Origin of the sequence: Bowmanella pacifica, assembly GCF_014645355.1 — a bacterium.
Classification (GTDB): Bacteria; Pseudomonadota; Gammaproteobacteria; order Enterobacterales; family Alteromonadaceae; genus Bowmanella; species Bowmanella pacifica.
Window position 1 is genome coordinate 347,357 of the sequence record NZ_BMLS01000001.1, and the last position, 23,588, is coordinate 370,944.

Genomic DNA, 23,588 nt, shown 5'->3' on the forward strand with positions numbered 1-23,588 from the left:
CTATTGCACAGACATTGGACAAGCAATGGCTTCATGCTAAAAAAGAACAAAAAACAGCCAGACCACCGGCAACCTAACAGGATGTAGATATGAAAATGCGTTTCCTTCTCTCCAGCGCGCTACTTTTAGTTTGCTCAGGTGCCTTTGCCGCCCCGACCGCTATTACCAACGTTAAGGGGTACCACATCTTAGCACAAAGCGGTTTAACACAATTTGATACGCTGGTGTTTGAGCAAGGAAAGGTGCTGGCCAGTGGAAATGCAGACCTACTGAAACAATACCCTCAAGCCAAGGTGCTAGATGGGAAAGGGGAAACGCTGTTGCCTGGCCTGATTGACGCCCACGGTCACTTACTGGGTTTGGGTGAAAATCTTCTACAAGTGGATTTGCGCGGTCTGTCCAGCGCCCATGCATCCGCCGAGGAAGTGAAACGTTATCATAGGGCCAACCCGACACTGGATTGGGTGGTGGGACGAGGATGGAATCAGGTTTTATGGCCACAAAAGGCCTTCCCTACCGCCAGTCAGTTGGATGAATTTATCCCCGACACGCCGGTATGGCTAGAGCGCGTGGATGGGCACGCCGCCTGGGTAAACAGCAAAGCGCTGAAAATAGCCGGTATCACCAAAGACACCTTAGATCCGCCAGGGGGGCAGATTATTCGCGATGCACAGGGAAACCCCACTGGCGTGTTAATAGATAACGCCATGTGGCTGGTAGCAGAGCACTTGCCGGCATCAGATACCACTATGATGCAAGCCTCCTTAAATGCCGCTACGCAGCACTTGCTCAGCCTGGGTATAACCAGCATGCATGATGCTGGCGTGAACCACCAAACTTATGATTTTTATCAACAGCAAGCGCTAAACGCACAACTACAAGTACGTATCTACGCCATGCTGTCCGCCGCCGATCCTAAACTAACCGAGATGCTGGAAGCCGGTCCCATCCAGGATGGGCAAGATATGCTTTGGATCCGCAGTGTAAAAGGCTTTGCCGATGGGGCACTGGGGAGCCGCGGGGCGGCGATGCTGGAAGCCTACTCAGACGATAGCCATAACCATGGTTTACTGCTGACTCCAGAAGCAGATCTACCGGCATTATTTGAGTTGGTACTGAGTAGTGGTTTTCAACTTAATGTACATGCCATTGGCGATCGCGGTAACAGATTAGTGCTGGACAACTTTGCACAAGCCTACGAGAAGGTCGGTGGGCAATCCTTACGTAACCGGATCGAACATGCCCAGGTTGTCAGCCTGGAGGATATTCCGCGTTTTAAAGATTTGAATATCATTGCCTCCATGCAGCCGGTGCATGCCACCAGTGATATGAATATGGCCGAAGACCGCATAGGTAAAGCGCGCCTAAAAGGTGCCTATGCCTGGCAGACTTTTCTTAAGCAAGGCACGGTATTGGCCGCGGGCTCCGACTTCCCGGTAGAACTGGCCAATGCATTCCACGGTCTGCATGCGGCCGTAACACGTGAGGATCACGAAGGGCAACCGCCCGGAGGATGGCAACCAGCTGAACGATTAAGTGTCGAGCAGGCGCTACGGGCCTTTACCCTGGACGGTGCCTACGCGGCGCACCAGGAAAAAGTACTGGGTAATCTGGAAAGCGGAAAATGGGCCGACTTTATCCTTATTGACCGCAACATCTTTGAGATTCCACCAGCGCAAATATGGCAAACCCAAGTACAGCAAACCTGGGTCGCTGGCCAGCAGCGCTTTCAACGCAAAGAATAGGTGTGTTCCCGTAACTCGAAGCGAGGATTATTCAAGCAAAGAATCCAGTTTGTATTTGTTCCGTCTGGATAAGGTTAACTCCTGCCCACATTTAAGCACGACTTTGTAGTCGCCTTTATCTGTGGGCTTGAACGCATAACTACGTTTTTTTCCCACAACAGGTGATAAGTAGCTCCTGATAAACATATCAGGAACCTTCACTCTCAGCCGGTGGTTAAATTGGGTTCAAACAACAAGAGTTTCACACTAATACTGTGTTTGCTGAATATCCGTAAAGAGCCTAAGCAAGTAATCCATTCATTTCAAAAGCTCTTCTCGCGTATTAATAGAATACAGGGACTTGTGAGATTTTTAACAAGCAAGCGGAATGCCATTATCCCTGGCATTTAAATACTCAAAACACAGTATCCAATAGTGCGTAATATTCAAATTCAGCACAAGCTTGAAGTTCGAATCTCACTTATAGAATTAAACGCGGCTACGACGCAGCCGACTTTTTAAAACTGAGCATCTTTTGGCTAGCTGACTTCAAGTAACTCAGTCAGTTTCTGGCGACTGCGTTTAGACAAGGTGAGTTCACGCTCATTTCGCAGAACAATAGTGTACTCCCCCTGTACATTTGCCCTGACCTCCATAATGCTTGGAAAACGAATGATAAAAGAGCGGTTAACCCTGACAAAGTCAGCTGGATTCAGCTTGCGCTCAAGGTTATTGAGGGTTTCACGATGGAGCAAATGCCGCCCATCGCGCAATAACAAATCAACATAATTGCCAGCCCCTTTAATCGCGTCAATATCACTAACATCCACAAAACGAAACCGACCAGGATCCCTGACAATTAACCTAGTCTGATAAACAGGCGCTAGCTGGGATGCAGGGTTGCTTTGCTTTGAGACAGCAGGGGGCAGAAAAGCATTATTTCTGACTCTAAATAGACAAGATTGGAATCTTTGCTTTGAGATGGGCTTAAGCAGAAAGTCTCGTGCATCGGCATTGTAAGCATCTACCGCATGCTCAGCTTTGGACGACAGCAGCACAGTAATAACCCCCGCAGGCAAAAGGTCACAGATGCCAGTTTCATCGTCCAAATCAATAAACAATAAATCAATAGGCAAAAATCGCGTCAGCTCATCCAAAGAGCTGCAACAAGCAATGAGTTTAATATCAGCACATTCTGCCATCCATGCGCCAAGCACGGAATCCAAGTTGCTTTCTCGAGAAAGCATTAACGCTCGAATCATCTGAAACATCCATTTTCGTATAACTACAATCGAAGTGCATATTCATGTCACTTCTCATGCAATCCATTTATTCAGCTCGCGCAAAAATCACTCAGATTTCAAGAGCGCAAACTAACACTTGCAAGACTGACTTACAATATAGAGCCATTATTGATAACAATTTTTAACAAATAGCCAAAGTCATTCATCCCTAAAAATACGATGTTCATCATAAAAAAAAGCCAGTTCATGTCTCATTACTGTTTGTCACTGTGCGAACTCCCTAACGTAGTTTAGGGGTCAGCCCAACAATAAGATTGCGAATTGAATCGCTAAAATAAGAAATAGACAGGAGACAGACATGCAGAGGCATTCTTTAGCCAAGTCGGTAAAGCTCGCTCTTACCCTTGGTGCCGTATCTACCACATTGCTTGGATTCCAAGTTGCTGCGCAAGAAGAAGGCGCAGTGGTAGAAAAGATTTCCGTGACGGGTTCTAGAATTAAACGTACTGATATGGAAACCGCTCAGCCAGTACTGCTGATTACTGCTGAGGACATGTCCAGAACAGGATTAACCAGCATCGGTGAAATTATGAAGGAAATTGCCACAAATGGCGCTTCCTTGGGTCTGCAAACTAACAATGGAAACACTGCAGGTAATATGACCGTAGACCTGCGGGATTGTGGCTCAAACCGCACTTTGGTTTTAGTCAATGGACGTCGCTGGGTGACAGAATTAAGCGGAGAAGTCGATCTAACGACTATTCCTCTAGCGGCAATTGAGCAAGTAGAAGTTCTAAAAGACGGTGCGTCATCTATCTATGGTACCGATGCTATCTGTGGTGTAGTCAATATTTCAACGAAGAAAGACTTTCAAGGTGCCGAGCTTTCCGCCTACGTGGGTGAGTACGACGAAGGAGATGGTCGTAAAGAGAGCTATTCTTTCAGCGTAGGTACTTCTAATGACAAAGGATCAGTGCTGTTTGCCGCCAACTACACCAAGCAAGAGCAGGTAATGGGGGCTGACCGCGAAATATCATCCGTACCAATTTTCGGTTTGCCAGCTAATGTGTCAGCAGCCGGTGGACGCGCAAGTCCGACAACACCATATGGCCAGTTTAAAGCAACAGTGGGTGATGTAACCGGCTCCTACACTTTGACGCCAGGTAAAACCGGCTGCATACCTGGACAAGAATGTACTTCGGATAGAGTAGCAGACTTCCACATCTACGACGCGAATACCGATGGGTACAACTTTGCCCCAGTAAACTATTTGCTACAGCCGCAGGAAAGTCGCTCCCTGTATGCTCAAGGCCACTATGAACTGGCAGATAATGTTCGCGCGACAGCTGAAGCCGTTTATGTAAACCGAACTTCAGAAGCACAACTTGCCGCTCAGCCTCTCGGAGGCTTGGCTATCTCTGCAGACCATGTCTACAACCCATTTGACCAGGATATTATCGGTGGCTCCTTCCGCCCGATAGTAGCTCCCCGCGCTTTTGCAGCAGACAGCACAACCTGGCGTTTTGGTGCTGCACTAGAAGGCGAGTTTGAACTAGCAAGCCGAGAGTTTCACTGGGACGTAGGTTATGGTTTCGCTGAGAATAAGTATGTTCAGCTTAAAAATGGCTTTTTCAACAAAACTAATTTTGCCAACGCATTAGGTGCCTCATTCATTGATGTGAACGGCGTGGCAAGATGTGGCACAGCCGATGACGTTGTCGCAGGCTGTGTACCGTTTAACGTATTCGGTGGTCCTGATGGCGTAACAGCTGAAATGTTGGACTACGTAACCGTAGCCCCTCGCAACCTCGCTCAGTCCAAGATGCACAATTACACTGCCAACATTGGTACTGAGTTGTTCGAACTCCCGGCGGGTCCCGTAGCCGCAGTGGTGGGTTATGAATATCGTCGCGAGTCAGGTTTCACCAACCCGGATCCACTGACAGTTGCCGGACAGGTGTTAGGAGATAATGCTGCGACCCCAACCCAAGGTGGTTTCAGCCTGGAAGAATTTTACGGTGAGATGGTGATTCCGGTTCTTGCCGATCAACCGTTTGCTGAAAGCTTGGAGTTATCCTTATCTACTCGCTATTCGGATTACTCTAACTTTGGTGATACAACAAATTCCAGCTATAAGCTGAGCTATCGGCCTATTGAAGAGTTACTGATTCGTGCAAGCTATGGTGAAGGCTTCCGCGCGCCATCCATTCAAGAGCTATACCAGGGACAAAACGATAGCCGCCCTTCTGCAACAGACCCCTGTAGTATTGCATCTGTTCCATACACGCAGAATGCTGATGTACGCTCTCGCTGTGCTTCCGCCGGGGTTGCCACTGACTTCCAGCAAAAGGATCCGCAATTCCGTGCCAAAATTGGGGGCAACCCTGAATTGGGGCCAGAAGAAGCAACCACGACCGTACTTGGCTTTGTTTACAGCCCACACTTCGTAGAAAACATGGGAATTAGTGTTGACTGGTACAATATTGAAGTTGAAAACTTCATTGGTACACGTACAGCGCAGTATATTGCCAACGCCTGTTACGTAACTGGTATCCAATCTTACTGTGATCAGATTCAACGCGACTTCAGTGGCAGCTTGAACGGTAACCCAGGTGAGATTTCAGAACTGTTGTCACTGACACAAAACTTCGTAGGTGGTTTGGAGCGTGAAGGTGTCGACATCAATGTCGACTATCGCTTCTCAACTGAGGTCGGTGATTTCAGAGTTAACTGGGATACCGCCATTATGCTGTACATGGGTGACGTGGGTCAGCCAAATCGTGGTGACGTAAACACTGATGGTGATATTTCCGAAGGTAACTTGGTGGGTAAACTAGCCCCAGGCCAATCCGGCGGTGGCTCAAGAAACAAGACCAAATCAAATCTAAGTTTGAGCTGGAAATACGATGATTGGTCGGCCTCGGTCAGTGCACAGTACGTTTCTTCGTTAACCGAAAACTGTGCCAATATCGTCACTGCTTCCACAAGACTTGGAATGCCAGAGCTTGCTGATCTATGTTCTGATAAAGGGCACACTCAGGATAATTTTGCATTTAAACCAGGTACAACAGAAGTTGTTGTGACTAAAGATGAATTGGCGCCAGAAAACAAACTGGGCTCGGTCGTTTATTTCGATATGCAGGTAGGTTGGGCATCCCCATGGGACTCACAATTCACTCTGGGTGTTCGAAACCTGTTTGACAAAGAGCCACCTTATGCCTACTCGGCCTTTGCCAACACGTATGACCCCAGCTATCGCTTACCCGGACGCTATGCTTATGTCAGCATGACACAGCGCTTCTAAAAAATCGAAGGCCTCCATCCGGAGGCCTTTTTCAATCAATGAAGGTAAAACGTTTAACGGGCTGACCGGATACGTTAACCGTCTCGCTAAACATACTAAGGGGTCGTACCCACAGCCCTTGTTCACCATACAACGGGCGGTACACCACCAGCAGTGACTCATCCTCACTATGGCGGGCCACGCCAATTACTTCGTAGTCTCTTCCCTTGTAATGTCTATATCGACCTGGTTGCAGCATCATAATTCTCCCGCAGGTAATGGCTTTAGTCTGCTATTGAACAGATAAAGCCGTCACAGAAAACCTGTTTCGGCTCATATCACACTCAGGCTTTTGGCATATAACGGGCCGCCAGCGCCGTCACTGGCGCAGCCGAAGGCTTGCTATGCTGCCAATCACCGCCTTCGACACCACTACCGGCGATATCTACATGGGTATAAGGCAATGGCTGTTCACTGCTTAGTTCATGCTTATCCAGACCTGATGCTATACATAAAAACGCAGCCGGGAACTGATGGCCGCGGGCCGTCGTCGCTGACGGGCCATTATTAGATGACAAGGTATCATCGGCTTTGCTGCGTGGACGGACAAAATCAAAATCTTCACAGCGTAAACGCGATGTCTCGCCCGGATCGCCCCATACATCCCCCAATTCGCACAGTGCATTACCACAATTGGCCAGACGCGCAGCGCCGTTTTCCACATAAGCGGTATATGGGCCATAAGCGCGTGCAGCATGGCCGGTCAACGTTGCCACAGAGAACAAACTGGGAGACTCCGCCTGCATGGCATCTTCACGCAGATGCGATAAGAGATCCGCCAATACCAGACGCCCCTCTGCATCGGTATTGCCTATGCGTACCCGAACGCCCGCATGACTGCGGATAATCTCATCGGCCACAAAGGCATCCGAGCCGATACTGTTACGTACCGCACCAATCTCGGCGATGGCTTTAACGCCCTTAGGCTGATACCTAGCCAGGCTTAGCATAAAGCCCGCCACGGCAGCTGCCCCGCCCTTATCTCGGCTCATACCGGCCATATGACCGTCGGTTTTCAAATCCGCACCACCGGTATCAAAGGTAATGCCTTTACCTGCCAATAACAGGGTATTGTCTATTGGCCCCTGGCCAGTGTATTCAAGACGAATCACACGGGGTTGATGACGCTCAACATGGGTAGACGCCCTGGCCACGGCATGCAGCAGTGGGTAGTCGCGGCGCAAGACAGCATCATCACTAATTACGCTGACCTTAACCGCACTACCAGCAAAGGCTTGCTCGCAGTAGTCTGCAAACTGCGGTGGCGACATACGTTCAGGTTCTGTGCCACAAAGATCCCGGGCCAGGCGGCGTCCGGCTTCCACGGCTATCAACCAGTCACAATCAACCGGGGCAGTACTATATAATCCGATACTCTGAACCGGTTCGATTTCACTTTCGTTCAGCGCTTCGCGCGCCTCCAGCGGTTGCCACAACGCCTGACAGGCTGCCAGATAAGCTACCTCCAGTGACTGGGCAAAGGCCAGGCTATCAGGCAATGCCCCCAACACAAGCAAGGGATTAACCGCCCCGGCATCCCGTGCCATGATTACGGCTTGCTTAGCTGCATCGGCAATCCGCCTGACATCATCCATATCACGCTGTAAATTACCCACAGGCGCAAATACCAAGCGCCCCCCCGCAACCTCTTGATTTACCATCAGTACTGTTTCGCGGCCAATCCGGGCATCCATTTGTTGTTGCTGGCTAATGCACTGCTCCAGCGTTGGGTTATCAATACCTTTTACATCGGACGCCAGCACAATAACTGCGTCCCAGCGGCTTTGTGGGGAAATAGCGAAAAGAAGATCCTGTTCAACTTTTGCGTGGGGAAATGCCATAACTCGCCTCTTTGTTTACATTGTCCACTAGGGCCAATGCATTGAATATGGCCGGCTATTTTGCCTGTCTGGTTAATGACACTCAACAGATGAAAGCGGTAGCTCCAGTTGTAAACTGTCAGCTTCACTTGGCAGGGCAACATGTAAACCGACCAGCCGAATGCCGCGCCCAGCCCGACGGTTCATAGCTTCTCCCAACAACGTCCGAAAAAAATCCTGCTCTAAACGCCCCTGCCTGTGCTCCACTGTTGTTTGCTGAAAATCAGCGAACTTCAGCTTAATGCCCTGGTTCTGTATGGCCATATCCGGCTGACATTGACCAAGACGTTTACGCAGCCGCGGAAACAACTCTTCAATCACTTGCCAACACTGATTAAAGTCCTGGATATCCTGTGGCAAGGTCACCTCAACCCCCACGGATTTTCGCTGTCGGTCGTGATGTACACTTCGCTCGTCCAAACCATGGGCACGTTGCCAGAGTACTGGCCCAAACTTGCCAAACTGCTTAAGCAACTTATCAAAGGGGTACTGCCGTACATCCGCACAGGTCTTTAGCCCCATAGTTTGCAATTTATCCCAGGTCACTTTACCAACCCCAGGAATTTTCTTCAGCTCCAGTGATTGCACAAAAGTGTCTAACTGAGCTGGAGGAATAACACACAGACCATCAGGTTTATTAACGTCGCTAGCAATTTTTGCCACAAACTTACAAGGCGCTACGCCGGCAGACGCCGTCAAACCGGTTTCGGCTTGAATACAACGGCGTATATCTTCGGCAATGCGCGTGGCGCTGCCACCAAACAGGCTTGAATCACTGACATCCAGATACGCCTCATCCAGCGACAAGGGTTCTATATGTTGGGTATAGCGGGAAAAAATTTCACGGATCTGTCTGGATACCTGAACATATACATCCATGCGACCACGGCGTAACACTAAATCGGGGCAGAGCTTGAAGGCGTGGGCCGTGGCCATAGCCGAACACACACCATACTTTCGCGCCTGATAGTTGCAGGTAGAAATAACCCCTCGTCTGTCGGCACTGCCACCAATAGCCAGCGGTACATGGCGTAAGGCCGGATCGTCGCGCATCTCCACGGCAGCGAAAAAGCAGTCCATATCGATATGAATAATTTTACGCATCGCAAAACACTGTAAAAATAAACAGTATTCATTGTGGCAATTTAGCCTGACTTGTCAATCTATTTCAACGCGGGCCTTACAGAAGGACTCAGAGAGAGTGCTTGGGCCGTCTGACCATGCTGACGACCCAAACGCCAAAGATAAGAGGAAAATCAGCGACCGAGATGTTTACTTAAATATTGGCTGACCGCCTGATAATAATCCGCACGATTGTCGGCATCAGAAAACCCGTGCGCCTCGGTATCTTTAATAAACCATTCATAGGGCTTACCCTCTTTCTCCAGCGCATCGCGTAATCGTTCTGCGTGCTCTATGGGAACCCGGCGATCCTTTTTGTTATGGGCAATCATAACGGCCGCTTTGAGCTTATCCGCATTGTATACAGGTGAAAATGCGCGCAACTGGGCCTCATCCTTACCCAATACGTCAGTGAGGTAGCTGTCACCATAAAGCCGCTCCGGAATGTCTCCTTTTTCATACATCAAGGGTAAATCATACACGCCCACAGTGCCTACCACACAGCGATACAAGTCAGGAGCAACAATAGCGGCCTGCATAGCGGCATAGCCACCAAAGCTGCTTCCCACAATGCATATCTTGCTGGCATCAATACGTTCCAGCGATGCCGCCCAGCGCGTCCCTTCAACAATATCTCGCATCATCAGGCCGCCCCACTGCTTGTGGCCCGCTTCTCTAAATGTGCGCCCATAACCATCGGAGCCACGAAAATTCACCCTTAACACAGCATACCCTTGAGAGGCCAAAAGCTGTACTTTGCGGTCGAAAGCCCAGTAATCACGCACGCCATGGGGGCCACCGTGTACCAGTACAACCAGAGGGACTTTGTGCTCTGCCGGTGCAGATTGAGGATACGTCAGATATCCGGAAATCTTCACTTGATCAGAGGTTAAGAAACTCACCGGTTCCGACTGAGACAAATAATTGGCTTTTAAATGGGCCAAATTAGAAAACATCGGCTGCAAAGCATGCCTTTCTTTGTCATACAGGTAATAAGTTCCTGCATCTATGTCATTACTGGCATACAACAACCACCAACGCCCATCATCACTGCGACTGGTAATAGCAATTTTATAACCAGGAAAGCTATGTAAAAACTGACGATACAAGTCCGCTTCCGGGTCAGTACTATTTAACATCACATAGGTGGGATAATCAGGGTCAACACGCAGTGCATAAATGCTGTTGCCATCGGAACTGTAGGTGACAGAGGTCAAATCTACCTGATCATCGGTGTAGATTTCTCTCTTGGTGCCACTGCGCATATCCAGCTCAAACAGCCCCTTAAGATCTTTTTTGGGATCATCAAGATAGTAAAGTTTGTCACCCGCCTCATTTAATGCCAGGGGATAAAAACCCGGACCGAATTCTGCACTGATTTCCAGCCACTGATCATTGTCATAGCGGTATGTACGCCTGTCTCCCTTAGCATCGAGACCAAAGGCTATCTTCAGATTTCCTTTGCCATCAGTAATAAAGCGCGCATATGAAACGGGCGAGCGAGTCAGGTTGTGGCTCAATTTGCCGTCATAGACATTGAGTTTGTGAATGGTCGCCCTACGTTCTCCGCCATCGGACATGGGAGTGGAAGAAATCAGAATATGTTTGGGGTCATCGGGCAAAATGCTAACCAGTTCGCCCCACCCATAGGTATCTTGCTTTTTCCTAAGCTTACTGCCGGTTTGCATCTCCCCGGCACCGACACCATATATCAGCTCGCCATTTTTGCCGTTGTAGTCAACCGCATAAAGCTGCCCATAAAACTTAGGTTGCTCGTCCCAAGGGTCACTCTTGAGGATCTCAATCACCAGACGTTCATTATTCACCCAGTACGCCTGCCCGGCTTCCTGACGCCCCGGAAACCTGGCTCCCCCCACCACTTTCTTACCTTTGGTGGTAAAAACCGCCAGTTGACGCTTGCCTTCATGCACAATAGTGACAGCCAGCAATTCACCATTGGGAGAAAGTTCAGTATCAACAAAAGTACTGTCGACCGCGAAGTCAGCAGGAGTCAGAGAAGGTGTTGCGCTGGCAAATAATGGCAGAGCGCTACCTAGTATAAATACCAGGTGTCTGCATAGCAGTATAGAAGGCATAACTATCCCTATTATTATTTTATCCATTAAACCGATCCGGTGAAAAAGCTCCCCGGACGGACATATATCAATCTAGCAGTATTTCCTCACAAAAAAAAACAAAAAAGGCCTGTTAAAACAGGCCTTTTCTTTTCAAACAGATTACAAAATCTGATTACGCTGCCATTCCTTGAGCTTTTCTTGACGAGCCTGCTCGCGGGCTTCTCTGGCTTTGCGCCTGTCACAAGGCTCAGGACAATCACAGGCTTTCTCTATGCCTAGTGCGCCTAATCCCCCACAACTGCCAGAAATGGTTTTTCTTTGCAATAAATAGCCCACCGACATGGCCACCACCACTACAAGAAAAAATCCAAAGGCTAGAAAAAAGGTACTCACGTTAGGTTCCTACTGCAAAAAAGGCTCAAATTCCGCGCTATTATACGCCTTAAATCCATCCTTTTCTCGCGTGATCAGCAAAACCGCTAAATTATGTTCCTCGGCAAAGACTCTGCCTTTCTCTGCACCCATAATATTAATCGCGGTAGCCAAACCGTCAGCGGTCATGCTGGACGGATGCACGACGGTGACAGACACCAGATTGTGCTGAATGGGATAGCCTGTGGTGGGATCAATCAAATGTGAATAACGCACCCCGTCTTCTTCAAAATAATTCCGATAGTCACCGGAGGTGGCCACCGCATTATTCCCCACGCTGATAATCTGTTGTACCGCGCGCTCTGAAGACACGGGCTTTTCAATGGCCACTCGCCAGGGTGAGCCATTGGCTTTCATCCCGGACAGACGCATTTCTCCCCCAATTTCTACCAGATAATCATGTAAGCCTTTGGCTTCCAATATCTCGGCTACCACATCCACACCGTAGCCCTTAGCAATAGTCGACAGGTCAACATAGAGATCCTGTTGCGTCTTGGACGCCGAGGTCGTCTGCAATACTAACTTGTGCAGGCCAGTCTGCGCTTTGGCTTCATCAATAACCTGCTGCACAGGCACATGTTCAGGCCTGGCCTTAGGACCAAAGCCCCATAAATTCACCAGCGGGCCAACAGTGACATCCAGCTTACCGGCGCTGATCTCGCCTAAACGTTTTGCCTCACGCATCACCTTAAGGGTCTGCGCTGACAGGGGAAAAGGCTCCAGGCTCTGCCATTGGTTAAAGCGAGACAACTCAGACTCAGGGTCGTAGGTAGACATCTGCTTATTCACCAGTACCAGGGCATCATCTATCTCGGCTTGCAGGGCTTGTTCGTCCAGCTTGTTGTGATTAACAAACTTAATATGATACGTGGTACCCATGGTTTTGCCGGCCAACGCAACTTCCGTTGGCGCCGGAGTACATGCCGCCAGCAACAACCACAACAAACCGAGACTAATCAGTCGTTTCATTAGTGTTCCTATCAAATACAGAAGAGTCAGACAGACATTGAATTTTGTCTGAGGAGAAAACAAAAAAGGGGCAAATTGCCCCTTTCTTAATATTAGCCGCCGAAGTCATCCAGCAGGATGTTTTCATCTTCCACACCCAAATCCTTGAGCATATTGATGACGGCTGCGTTCATCATGGGTGGTCCACACATGTAGAACTCACAGTCTTCTGGCGCCGGGTGATCCTTCAGGTAGTTTTGCAACAAGACCTGGTGGATAAAGCCGGTGTAACCTGTCCAGTTGTCCTCAGGCTGAGGATCTGACAGCGCCACATGCCAAGTAAAGTTCTCGTTCTCGGCCTGCAAGGTATCGAAATCTTCAACATAGAACATTTCGCGCAGTGAACGGGCACCGTACCAGAAAGTGATCTTACGCTTGCTGTTCAGACGACGCAGTTGGTCGAAAATGTGCGAGCGCATGGGGGCCATACCCGCACCACCACCGATAAATACCATCTCGGCGTCGGTCTCTTTGGCGAAGAATTCACCGAATGGACCAGAGATAGTCACCTTATCACCTTCCTTCAGGCTCCAGATGTAAGATGACATCTTACCGCAAGGCAGGCTCAGGTTATTTGGCGGCGGCGTCGCAATCCGTACGTTCAGCATGATAATGCCTTTTTCTTCCGGATAGTTGGCCATGGAGTAAGCACGGATAGTCTCATCGTCAACCTTGGATTCCAGGTTGAAGAAGCCGAAACGCTCCCAATCGCCCCGATACTCAGCAGGAATATCGTAGTCTTTGTATTTAACGTGATGAGGTGGCGCTTCAATCTGAATATAACCACCGGCACGGAAAGGCACACTCTCACCAGCAGGAATGGCTAGCTTCAGCTCTTTGATAAAGGTGGCCTTGTTGTCGTTAGATACAACAGTACAATCCCACTTCTTAATACCAAAGATTTCCTCTTCCAGCTCAATCTTCATATCCTGCTTGATGGCTACCTGACAGGACAAGCGGCAGCCTTCACGGGCTTCGCGCTTGCTGATGTGATCCAGTTCGGTAGGCAGAATCTCACCACCACCGTCATGAATATGCACGCGACACTGGCCACAAGAGCCACCGCCACCACAGGCAGACGATACGAAAATACCAGCATTTGCCAGAGCGCCCAGTAGTTTGTCGCCAGGCTGTGCCTTAATGGCTTTGTTTGGGTCGTCGTTAATCAGAATGGTCACTTCACCGGCCGGTACCAGCTTCGATTTGGCGAACATGATAATGAACACCAAAGCCAATACGATGGCGATGAACATGCCGACACCCAGATAAATCTCTATTTGATTCATTAGAACCTCCAAGTGCAGCGCGTTACAGAGAAATACCGGTGAAGGACTGGAAACCCAGCGCCATCAAACCAGCAATCATAAACACCGAGCCCAGGCCACGCAGACCATCAGGCATATCGGCATACTTAAGCTTTTCACGTACCGCCGCCAGCAAAGTAATGGCCAAGGCCCAACCAATGCCGCTACCAATACCGTAGACAATGCTTTCGGTGAAGTTGTACTCGCGCTGTACCGCAAACGCTACGCCACCAAAGATGGCACAGTTAACGGTAATCAACGGCAGGAAGATACCCAGCGCGTTGTACAAAGCCGGGAAAAACTTATCCAGCGCCATTTCCAAAATCTGTACCAGTGCCGCAATAACACCGATAAAGGTCAGGAAGTTCAGGAAGCTCAGGTCCGCATCAGGGAAACCAGCCCAAGCCAGTGCGCCCGGAGCCAGAATACTGGTATAGATAAGCTGGTTAACAGGTACGGAAATACCCAGTACCACCACTACCGCAACACCCAGACCCATGGCCGTTTTTACTTTCTTAGAAACCGCCAGGAAGGTACACATGCCCAGGAACAAAGACAGGGCCATGTTCTCGATAAAGATCGAACGAACAAATAAACTCAGATAATGTTCCATGCGTTACTCCTTGGGCTCAACTTGCTGAGGACGAATGGTACGGATAAACCAAATCATACCGGCAATCAGGATGAATGAGCTGAACGGCAGAATCAGCAAACCGTTGCCCTGATACCAACCACCATTTTGCACAAGCGGCAGGATTTCAAAGCCCAGGATAGTACCGAAACCAAACAGTTCTTTAATAGTACCGATGACGATCAGGATAAAGGAATAACCCAGACCGTTACCGATGCCATCCAGGAAGCTCATCATAGGCGGGTTTTTCATCGCATAAGCTTCTGCCCGTCCCATAACGATACAGTTGGTAATAATCAAACCAACGAATACCGAGAGCTGTTTGGAGATCTCATAGGAGTACGCCTTGAGGATCTGATCCACCACTATTACCAGTGACGCGATAATGGTCATCTGGATGATGATCCGCACGCTGGAAGGAATCTGGTTACGAATTAACGAGATAAACAGGTTAGAGAAAGCCACAACCGCGGTCAGTGCCAGTGACATAACCAGCGCCGTCTCTAACTTAGTAGTAATTGCCAGTGCCGAGCAAATCCCCAGTACCTGCAATGCGATAGGGTTGTTGTCCAGAATCGGACCAAACAACACCTTTTTGGTTTCTTTAGACATAGCCATTTAGATTACCTCCTCAGGACTTCCAGGGTTGTTTGGCCAAAAACGGACCAAAACCTTGCTCGCCTAACCAGAAGTCCAGTGTGTACTGCACACCATTACTGGTCAGGGTTGCACCGGACAGCGCATCAACAGCATGCTCATCATCAGGTGAAGCATTCTTCTTCACTTTGATAGCCACATCACCGTTTTCGAACAGTTGCTTACCGTCCCACTTAGCTTTCCAGCTCGGGTTCAGTACTTCGCCGCCCAGTCCGGGGGTTTCCTTTTGCTGGTAGTAAACCAGTCCGCGAGCCGTCTGGCCGTCAGCATCAACTGCCAGGAAGGCGTACATCAGATCCCACAAACCACTACCATGTACAGGCAGGATAATGCGGCTTACTTGGCCGGCGTCATCCTTAACTAGGTACACAGACGCGACATTAGGCTTACGCTGAAAACCAACGTTGCTGCCTTCCAGCTTAGTGCTGGTGGCAGGATCTTTAGCCGCTTTGTACATGTCGAAGTCAGCGGATGGCTTCTCGACATAGTTACCCGTGCTCAAGTCAACAAAACGCTCTTCAACACGTTCTTCATAGGTTTTTGCGATATTACCTTTGGCATCAGCCAACAGACCGGCCGCATCCAAGATATTCGTTTGCTTGTCCAACGCCGCATTGTGCTGCTGCAGAGAACGTAGTCCTACCGCAGCACCAGATACCACGATGGAACATACCAGACAGACAGCGACAACAACGCCAACTGTTCTTCCTAAAGTTTCTTTCTTAGCTGACACGTGCCATCCTCCGTTTGATATTGCCTTGAACAACGAAGTAGTCGAAAAGGGGTGCCCACAGGTTGGCGAACAGAATCGCCAGCATCATGCCTTCAGGGAAGGCGGGGTTGAGCACACGAATCATCACACACATAAAGCCGATCAACAGGCCATATGCCCACTTACCTTTATTAGTAAAGGAAGCTGATACCGGGTCAGTAGCCATAAACAGCATACCGAAGGCAAAACCACCAGTAACCAGGTGCCAGTACCAAGGCATAGCAAACATGGCGTTCGTGTCACTGCCAATCATATTCAATAAGGTGCTGAACAGCGCCATACCAGCGAACACACCCAGCACGATGCGCCAGGAAGCAATACGCAGATACATGATGAACAAGCCACCAATCAACAGCGCCAGGGTAGAGGTTTCACCCACAGAACCTTGAATGCTGCCGAAGAAGGCATTCCACCACTCAGCATTGATGCTCCAATCAGCAATCTGACCAGAAGCAGCCTGGCTCAGGTGCGTAGCACCGGAGAAACCGTCAGCAGCCGTCCAGATTGCATCACCGGAGATTTGCGCAGGATAAGCGAAGTAAAGGAAGGCACGACCAGACAAAGCCGGGTTCAGGAAGTTACGGCCGGTACCACCAAATACTTCTTTAGCGATAACTACACCGAAACTGATACCCAACGCGACTTGCCAGAGCGGAATGGTCGCTGGCAAGGTCAGGGCAAACAGTACCGAAGTAACGAAAAAGCCTTCGTTAACTTCATGCTTACGGATAGACGCAAACAGTACTTCCCAGAAGCCACCAACCGCAAAGGTCACGGCATAAATAGGCAGGAAGAAACAGGCACCATAACCAAACATAGCCAGCCAGCCGGTACTGTCAGTACCCAGCTCACCGCCCAGGGCAGCAAACAACCCCGCCTGCCAGTATCCTTCTACTGTGGCAGCAAAGGTGATGGCATCACTGCCTAGAATAGCGTTGTGCGCCTGGTAACCCACGTTATACATACCGTAGAACATGGCCGGGAACGTTGCCATCCACACCATAATCATGATGCGTTTCAGGTCAATACTGTCACGTACGTGGGTAACAGTCTTGTTCACCATACCAGGGGTATAGAAAATAGTCGCCGCAGCTTCATACAGGGCATACCATTTTTCGTATTTACCACCTGGCTCAAAATTGGGTTCGATTTTCTCGAGATATTCTTTCAAGCTCATGGATTAGCCCTCTTTCTCTATCTTGGTCAGGCAATCACGCAGGACAGGACCGTAGTTATACTTGCCTGGGCATACGTAGGTACACAAACCGAGATCTTCTTCATCCAACTCCAGACAACCCAAAGTTTGGGCACCGTCCGTATCGCCTGACAACAAGTCACGCAACAGCAAAGTAGGCAGAATATCCAGAGGCATCACACGCTCATAGTTACCAATTGGCACCATAGCGCGATCAGAACCATTGGTGGTGGTCGTCATATTGAACAGACGCTTGGGGCTTAGGTGGCCTAAATAAGCACGGGTAACAGAGTGCTTATCGCTACCTGGACGTAACCAACCAAACAGCTCTTTCTCGCGACCTTCCGCCAGCAAGCTCAGTTGCAAGTGGAAACGGCCCAGATAGCCATGAACACCCTGAGCGTGGGTACCGCAGAGTACCGAACCCGATACCACGCGCACTTCGCCCTCTTGAGCTTCACCGGCGATAAGCTGCTCGGTGCTTGCCCCTAATAGGGTACGCAACAGGCGAGGAGATTTAGCCGCAGGACCAGCAACAGCTACCACGCGACGGTTGTCCAACTCACCCGTAGTGAACAGGTGGCCAATAGCAATAACGTCCTGATAGTTCAGATGCCATACGGTTTTACCAGCACCAGCAGAATCCAGGAAGTGGATATGGGTACCCACTAAACCTGCAGGGTGAGGACCGGCAAACTCATGCACTTCGGCTTGAGCTGAACCAACGGCGATATCAGCACCTGGGGCCTTGCTCACGTACAACTTACCTTCGGTCAAGCGACGCAATACGCTCAAACCGTTGGCGAAGTCATCTTTACGCTCAGCAATGATAATAGCCGGATCCGCCGCCAAAGGATTCGTATCCATGGCATTGACAAAAATAGCACGGGGAGAGGATCCCAGCGCCGGGGCCTTGCTGTAAGGACGTGTACGCAGTGCAGTCCACAATCCGGAGTCCACCAGATTCTTTTCCACATCGTCACGACTTAGCGAAGACAATTGTCCAGCATCGTACTTGGCGAAGCTTTCCTGCTCGTCACCGGCCAACTCAATGACCACTGATTGCAGTACGCGCTTGGCGCCGCGGTTAACTTCCACGACGGTACCTGCTGCGGGAGCGGTAAATTTAACACCGGGATTTTTTTTGTCTTCGAAAAGCACCTGGCCTTTCTTAACAGTATCGCCTTGGGCGACGGCCATAGTAGGCCGCATTCCGACGTATTCCTCACCCAAAACAGCAACCCGGGTAATCCGGGGACCGTCATGGATCTTTTGTTGTGGCGCTCCCGTGATAGGGAGGTCCAACCCTTTAGTGATTTTTATCATAAATTGCACTACTTATTTACTGAATACTCATCAGGATGCATCCTGATGTCTCATCAAGGTAAATCCTGATGAGTATTCGAAACTAACCCCACCTGTTGTCTGTCATCCAGTAACAAGCGCCTGCAATTCTCTTTACGGTTTTCCTGCCACTGCTGCAATCAACGCAAAAAAAGCCTGTTCGCATTGACGAGAACATCCTGTACTCAACATTTGCGAACCTTTACAGGTTCACAACGTGTCTTGCCAATGGGAGGATCTTTGAAAAAGATAGACCTATCTCTCAAACCCGGCATTTTAGCATTAAACCCAGCCTCTTCGCCATGCAAATGTTTGTTTATCCCACTCATTCTCTGATACTTTGGTAGTAGCTCAAATGACGGTTCAGGACATCAGCCAGCCCCTTGACGGCAAGTGGTTGAGACAGAAAAAAACCGCCACAAGGGCGGTCTTCAAAACTTACCAGTCGGCCAGAGGGCTGACATCGGCATCATAATCGACACCGTCAAAACCAAACCCAAACAGATGCAGAAATTCATTGTGATAACCCACATAGTCGGTCATCTCATCAATGGTCTCGGTTTGCACGGTATCCCAAACCTTCTGTACCCGCTGCTGCACGCTGTCTTCCAGTTCTTTATAGTTCTGGAATAAGTGGCCACCTTCATCAAAACGGCGTTGCTCAGCATACAGATTATCGGTAAACAGGCCGTGAATTTGTTCAATGGTGCCCTCATAGGTACCATCACCTTTCATCACCTTGAAAAGTGCCGAGATATACAGCGGCATAATCGGAATCGCAGAACTCGCCTGGGTAACCACGGCATTCAATGAAGACACAAAAGCTTCACCATTAAGGTCAGCCGTCATATTGCGAATCACTTGAGTAGCGCGGTCCAGATCTTCCTTCGCTTTGCCAATAGTGGCATGACCATAGATTGGCCAGGTTAACTCTTTGCCTATATAGGTATAGGACGTGGTAATAAAGTTCTCAGCCAGTACATCGGCCTCTTTCAATGCTTTAATCCACAATTCCCAATCTTCACCGCCCATCACTTTAACGGTATTAGCAATTTCGTCTTCATTCGCCGCTTCAACGGTTATTTCATCAATAACACGCTTGGAAGTATTCAGGTTCTTGGTGGTCACATTACTGCCAATGGGCTTTAGCGTGGACGAGTACACCTCTCCGGTATTAGGATCGGTACGACGCGGCGAAGCCAGGCTGTACACCACTAAATCAATTTTTCCCAGGTCCGCTTTGATGATGTCTATCACATCCTGCTTCATCTGGTTGGAGAACGCATCGCCATTTAAGGTTTTGGCGTAAACACCGGCCTGTTTTGCTTGGTTATGAAAAGCGGCGGTATTATACCAACCGGCTGAAGCGGTTTTGCTTTCAGACGCTTCTTTCTCAAAACATACGCCCAGAGTTTTTGCGCCATAGCCGAAACCCGCCACAATTCTGGAAGCCAAGCCATAACCGGTAGAACACCCCAACACCAGAACATTCTTAGGGCCCTGCCCTTGTACACCCTGCTGTTTGACGTAATCGATCTGCTTTTGAACGTTGACCGCACAGCCTACCGGATGCGCATTGGTACAGATAAAGCCACGTATTTTAGGCTGAATAACCATATGGACCTTTCCTTTATAAGAAGTGCCGACATTGTAAAGACACCCGCGCCAGAAACAACTCTGAACACTTGATTTGCCCTTTCTCTCAACCTTATCTGGTTAGGCGCTACCTCAAATGACAGAGGCAAAAGCCGCTTTCAAGCCCTGAATATAGTCAAGGGACGCATAAGCGTCCCTTGCTAAGCAGGTAAAAATGTACGGTTACTTTTCGGCCTGACGGTTTTTGTAATACTCCATTTCAGACAACTCATGGTAAGCACTTACTTTCTTCTGAAACTCTGAATATGATGCATACACCTTGGCAAACTGCGGGTCTTTTGCAGCTTGCTCCTGCATCACCGCCAGTGAAGCAGCCCGTAATGCCAGCATCACATCCTTCGGCAGTGGTAACACTTTAATGCCATGCTCATCTTTCAGTGCAGCCATGGCTTCATGGTTGCGGGCCGTATATTCATCCAACATGTCCTGATTGACCGCCCTGGTGGCCACCGCCACGATGTGCTGCAAGTCAGCCGGCAAGCTGTTATAGGCGCTTTCATTGACAGTGAACTCGAGCATAGCGCCGGGCTCATGCCAGCCAGAATAATAGTAATAATCGGCCGCCTTATGCAGTCCAAAAGACAAGTCGTTATAAGGCCCTACCCATTCGGTAGCATCAATGGCGCCAGTTTGCAGCGCGGTGAAGATTTCCCCTCCGGTCAGTGCAACAGGTATGGCACCAACTTTCTTCAATACTTCCGCCCCCAGACCGGGCATACGTATTTTCAGGCCTTTTAAATCCTCAATACTGTGGATTTCTTTATTAAACCAACCTGCCATCTGCACACCGGTATTGCCGCCCGCAAAGGGGATCACGCCAAAGGGTTTATACACTTCTCGCCAAAGCGCCAAGCCGCCGCCGTAATGCAGCCAACTGTTAGTCTCAGTAACGTTCATACCAAAAGGAATGGCAGTGAAGATTTGTGCAGCTGGTGCCTTGCCTTTCCAATAGTAACTGCCTGCATGGCCCATTTGCGCCGTACCGTTGGAAACAGCATCAAATACCTCAAATCCCGGTACCAATTCTCCGGCTCCATAAACCTTCACTTTCAGTCGGCCGCCTGACATTTCCTGCACCATTTGTGCAAAGGTCTCAGGCCCCCTGCCAAGCCCAGGAAAGTTTTTCGGCCAGGAGGTCACCAGCTTCCATTCAAATGTCTGCTGCGATGCACGGTTGTTGTCAGTGGCAATGTTTTCTTTTCCGCAGCCCAGCAGCGCTAACGCTGTAGCACCCGCCAAACAGGCCGAGTAAAACCATTTCATATTCATATCTCCATGCTAGACCTGCTAGCCATACAAGGTGTCGGGGAGCCAGGTCACCAACGCCGGCCAAACCGCCAACATGACCAGCAACATAAGTTGAATACCAATAAAAGGGATAACCCCTTTGTACATATCCGCGGTTCTTACCGACGCGGGCGCAACCCCTCGCAAATAAAAAAGCGCAAAACCAAAAGGGGGAGTCAGAAAAGACGTCTGCAAATTCACCGCAATCATAATGCCCAGCCACACGGGATCGATTCCCATTGCCAGCAGCACCGGGCCAACAATAGGCACCACCACAAAAGTGATCTCAATAAAATCCAGAATAAAGCCAAGCAGAAAAATCACCAGCATCACCAGAAGCATGGCACCAAAGACGCCGCCGGGCAGTGCTGAGAAAAAATCTTCAATCAGGGTTTCTCCGCCCAGGCCTCGGAAAACCAAAGAAAACACAGAAGCCCCAATCAGGATAAGAAACACCATAGACGTCACCTTAGTGGTACCCAACATAACGTCTTTAAGGGTTTGTAGGCTAAGCTGCTTTGCCAAAAGCGCAAGAACAATAGCCCCCATCGCCCCGACCCCAGCCGCTTCGGTTGGGGTTGCCAAGCCGGCCAGAATTGAGCCCAAGACCAACAACATTAGGGTTAGAGGGGGAAGCAGGGCCATTAAAAGCGGCTTTACCCGCATGGCATTGCGAGCCTCATGAGCATCTTCAAACCAGTGAGGCCGCAATCTGGCGCTAAATAACACATAGGTCAGATATAACCCCACCAGCAACAACCCTGGAATCATGGCACCGACAAATAAGTCGCCAACCGACACCGAATCCGGGGAAAAGATGCCCATATTCAACTGTGCTTGCTGGTAAGCATTGGACAGCACATCCCCCAGTAATACCAAGGCAATAGAAGGCGGAATAATCTGCCCCAAGGTACCAGTTGCGCAGATACAGCCTGTAGCGAACGAGGGATGATAGCCACGCTTCAACATACTGGGCAGTGACAGCAGCCCCATGGTCACCACAGTCGCTCCTACAATGCCGGTGCTCGCCGCCATTAACATGCCGACCAGAATCACCGAGATAGCCAGTCCACCGCGGAAACGACCGAACACCTGAGACATAGCAGCCAGCAAATGCTCAGCCACTTTCGACTTTTCCAGCATCATGCCCATAAATACAAATAACGGCACGGCCAATAGGGTTTGATTGGTCATAATGCCATACAGACGGCTTGGCATGGCGTGCAGATAGGCCATATCAAACGCACCGAACAATGCGCAGACAGAAGCAAATAACAACGCCGTCCCTGCTAGTGCATAGGCCACCGGGTAACCCAGCATGAGCACCAGGCAAACCAGCACAAAAAGTATCAGCGCTAGATATTCCATTACTCTCGCTCCTGGCCCGATTGTACTTTGGCGTGGCGAATAATCTGCCAGTTACACCAGCACTGAGACAGAGCCTGTAAACTCATCGTCAGACAAAACAACGGAATCAAGCTCTTCAGTAAGAAGACCAGCGGCAGCCCGCCCGCTTCGGGAGAGTCCTCTAACAAACGCCAGGACGTTGCCACATAATCCCAACTCATCCAGAGGATGAATAAGTTAACCGGCAACAACAGTAGCAGTGCGCCGGCAATATCCACCAAAGCGCGTTTTTTGGCAGACCAGCCACGATAAAAGATGTCGACCCGCACATGCTCATCGGCTTTCAATGTATGGGCACAGCCCAGCATAAAAACAGCGGCATGCAAATACATGGCGGATTCCTGCATGGCAATCCATCCCAGATTAAAGCCGTAGCGCAGCAACACGATAAGAAATACCAACAACACCATCAGCAACGTAAGCCAACTGATGCTCTTGCACAGATACAGATTTATACGGTCGATAAATAAACTGGATGAGGTTAACGGCTGCACGTATCAATGA

General features: G+C 49.5%; 19 protein-coding genes. 2 read left to right on the forward strand and 17 right to left on the reverse strand.

The features are described from left to right. Nucleotides 1-95 precede the first annotated feature (95 nt). Nucleotides 96-1,745 carry an amidohydrolase gene (locus tag IEX02_RS01425; RefSeq protein WP_188691707.1) on the forward strand — a complete coding sequence of 550 codons (1,650 nt, stop codon included), beginning with the start codon at nucleotides 96-98 and terminating at the stop codon, nucleotides 1,743-1,745. 518 nt (nucleotides 1,746-2,263) lie between these two features. On the opposite strand, the gene IEX02_RS01430 is transcribed toward IEX02_RS01425, so the two are convergent. Beyond that, the gene (locus tag IEX02_RS01430) at nucleotides 2,264-2,926 is read right to left on the reverse strand and encodes a LytR/AlgR family response regulator transcription factor (RefSeq protein ID WP_188689193.1); all 663 of its coding nucleotides are present in this window, start codon (nucleotides 2,924-2,926) and stop codon (nucleotides 2,264-2,266) included. A gap of 400 nt (nucleotides 2,927-3,326) precedes the next feature. Here IEX02_RS01430 and IEX02_RS01435 point away from each other — a divergent pair, with 400 nt between their 5' ends. Then, nucleotides 3,327-6,272, forward strand: coding sequence for a TonB-dependent receptor domain-containing protein (locus IEX02_RS01435; RefSeq protein WP_188689196.1), 2,946 nt, complete (start codon nucleotides 3,327-3,329; stop codon nucleotides 6,270-6,272). A gap of 31 nt (nucleotides 6,273-6,303) precedes the next feature. On the opposite strand, the gene IEX02_RS01440 is transcribed toward IEX02_RS01435, so the two are convergent. The 16 genes from IEX02_RS01440 to IEX02_RS01515 form a co-directional block, all read right to left on the reverse strand. Then, nucleotides 6,304-6,513, reverse strand: coding sequence for a DUF1653 domain-containing protein (locus IEX02_RS01440; protein ID WP_188689198.1), 210 nt, complete (start codon nucleotides 6,511-6,513; stop codon nucleotides 6,304-6,306). Nucleotides 6,514-6,595: 82 nt separating this feature from the next. Further along, on the reverse strand, nucleotides 6,596-8,152 hold the full coding sequence (locus IEX02_RS01445) for a M17 family metallopeptidase (protein WP_188689201.1): 1,557 nt from the start codon (nucleotides 8,150-8,152) through the stop codon (nucleotides 6,596-6,598). Between the two features lie 72 nt (nucleotides 8,153-8,224). Further along, entirely contained in the window at nucleotides 8,225-9,295 is a 1,071-nt protein-coding gene (dinB, locus tag IEX02_RS01450) for a DNA polymerase IV (RefSeq protein WP_188689215.1), read from the reverse strand. A gap of 152 nt (nucleotides 9,296-9,447) precedes the next feature. Then, a complete protein-coding gene (locus tag IEX02_RS01455; protein WP_188689217.1) occupies nucleotides 9,448-11,409 on the reverse strand; it encodes an alpha/beta hydrolase family protein in 1,962 nt (653 codons plus the stop codon). Between the two features lie 141 nt (nucleotides 11,410-11,550). Next, nucleotides 11,551-11,784, reverse strand: a complete 234-nt coding sequence (gene nqrM / locus IEX02_RS01460; RefSeq protein WP_188689220.1) for a (Na+)-NQR maturation NqrM — start codon at nucleotides 11,782-11,784, stop codon at nucleotides 11,551-11,553. A 9-nt stretch (nucleotides 11,785-11,793) separates the two neighbouring features. Beyond that, a complete protein-coding gene (locus IEX02_RS01465; RefSeq protein WP_188689223.1) occupies nucleotides 11,794-12,792 on the reverse strand; it encodes an FAD:protein FMN transferase in 999 nt (332 codons plus the stop codon). Between the two features lie 92 nt (nucleotides 12,793-12,884). Next, entirely contained in the window at nucleotides 12,885-14,117 is a 1,233-nt protein-coding gene (nqrF, locus tag IEX02_RS01470; RefSeq protein ID WP_188689226.1) for an NADH:ubiquinone reductase (Na(+)-transporting) subunit F, read from the reverse strand. Nucleotides 14,118-14,139: 22 nt separating this feature from the next. Continuing rightward, nucleotides 14,140-14,748, reverse strand: coding sequence for an NADH:ubiquinone reductase (Na(+)-transporting) subunit E (gene nqrE, locus IEX02_RS01475; RefSeq protein ID WP_188689229.1), 609 nt, complete (start codon nucleotides 14,746-14,748; stop codon nucleotides 14,140-14,142). Nucleotides 14,749-14,751: 3 nt separating this feature from the next. Continuing rightward, nucleotides 14,752-15,384: an NADH:ubiquinone reductase (Na(+)-transporting) subunit D gene (locus IEX02_RS01480; protein ID WP_102797495.1), complete on the reverse strand. Its 633-nt coding sequence runs from the start codon at nucleotides 15,382-15,384 to the stop codon at nucleotides 14,752-14,754. A 13-nt stretch (nucleotides 15,385-15,397) separates the two neighbouring features. Further along, nucleotides 15,398-16,156 carry a Na(+)-translocating NADH-quinone reductase subunit C gene (locus IEX02_RS01485; RefSeq protein WP_188689232.1) on the reverse strand — a complete coding sequence of 253 codons (759 nt, stop codon included), beginning with the start codon at nucleotides 16,154-16,156 and terminating at the stop codon, nucleotides 15,398-15,400. After that, nucleotides 16,146-17,372 carry an NADH:ubiquinone reductase (Na(+)-transporting) subunit B gene (locus IEX02_RS01490; protein WP_188689235.1) on the reverse strand — a complete coding sequence of 409 codons (1,227 nt, stop codon included), beginning with the start codon at nucleotides 17,370-17,372 and terminating at the stop codon, nucleotides 16,146-16,148. The genes IEX02_RS01485 and IEX02_RS01490 overlap by 11 nt, the downstream gene beginning before the upstream one ends. Nucleotides 17,373-17,375: 3 nt before the next feature. Further along, nucleotides 17,376-18,716 (reverse strand): Na(+)-translocating NADH-quinone reductase subunit A, encoded by a 1,341-nt coding sequence (locus IEX02_RS01495; protein WP_188689237.1) that lies wholly within the window; start codon nucleotides 18,714-18,716, stop codon nucleotides 17,376-17,378. Nucleotides 18,717-19,172: 456 nt separating this feature from the next. Further along, nucleotides 19,173-20,351 (reverse strand): enoyl-ACP reductase FabV, encoded by a 1,179-nt coding sequence (gene fabV, locus IEX02_RS01500; RefSeq protein ID WP_188689240.1) that lies wholly within the window; start codon nucleotides 20,349-20,351, stop codon nucleotides 19,173-19,175. Nucleotides 20,352-20,552: 201 nt separating this feature from the next. After that, nucleotides 20,553-21,653, reverse strand: coding sequence for a TRAP transporter substrate-binding protein (locus IEX02_RS01505; protein ID WP_188689243.1), 1,101 nt, complete (start codon nucleotides 21,651-21,653; stop codon nucleotides 20,553-20,555). 24 nt (nucleotides 21,654-21,677) lie between these two features. Next, nucleotides 21,678-23,045, reverse strand: coding sequence for a TRAP transporter large permease (locus tag IEX02_RS01510; protein WP_188689247.1), 1,368 nt, complete (start codon nucleotides 23,043-23,045; stop codon nucleotides 21,678-21,680). Beyond that, on the reverse strand, nucleotides 23,045-23,578 hold the full coding sequence (locus IEX02_RS01515) for a TRAP transporter small permease subunit (protein ID WP_229701979.1): 534 nt from the start codon (nucleotides 23,576-23,578) through the stop codon (nucleotides 23,045-23,047). Before IEX02_RS01515 ends, IEX02_RS01510 begins: the two co-directional genes overlap by 1 nt. Nucleotides 23,579-23,588 lie beyond the last annotated feature (10 nt).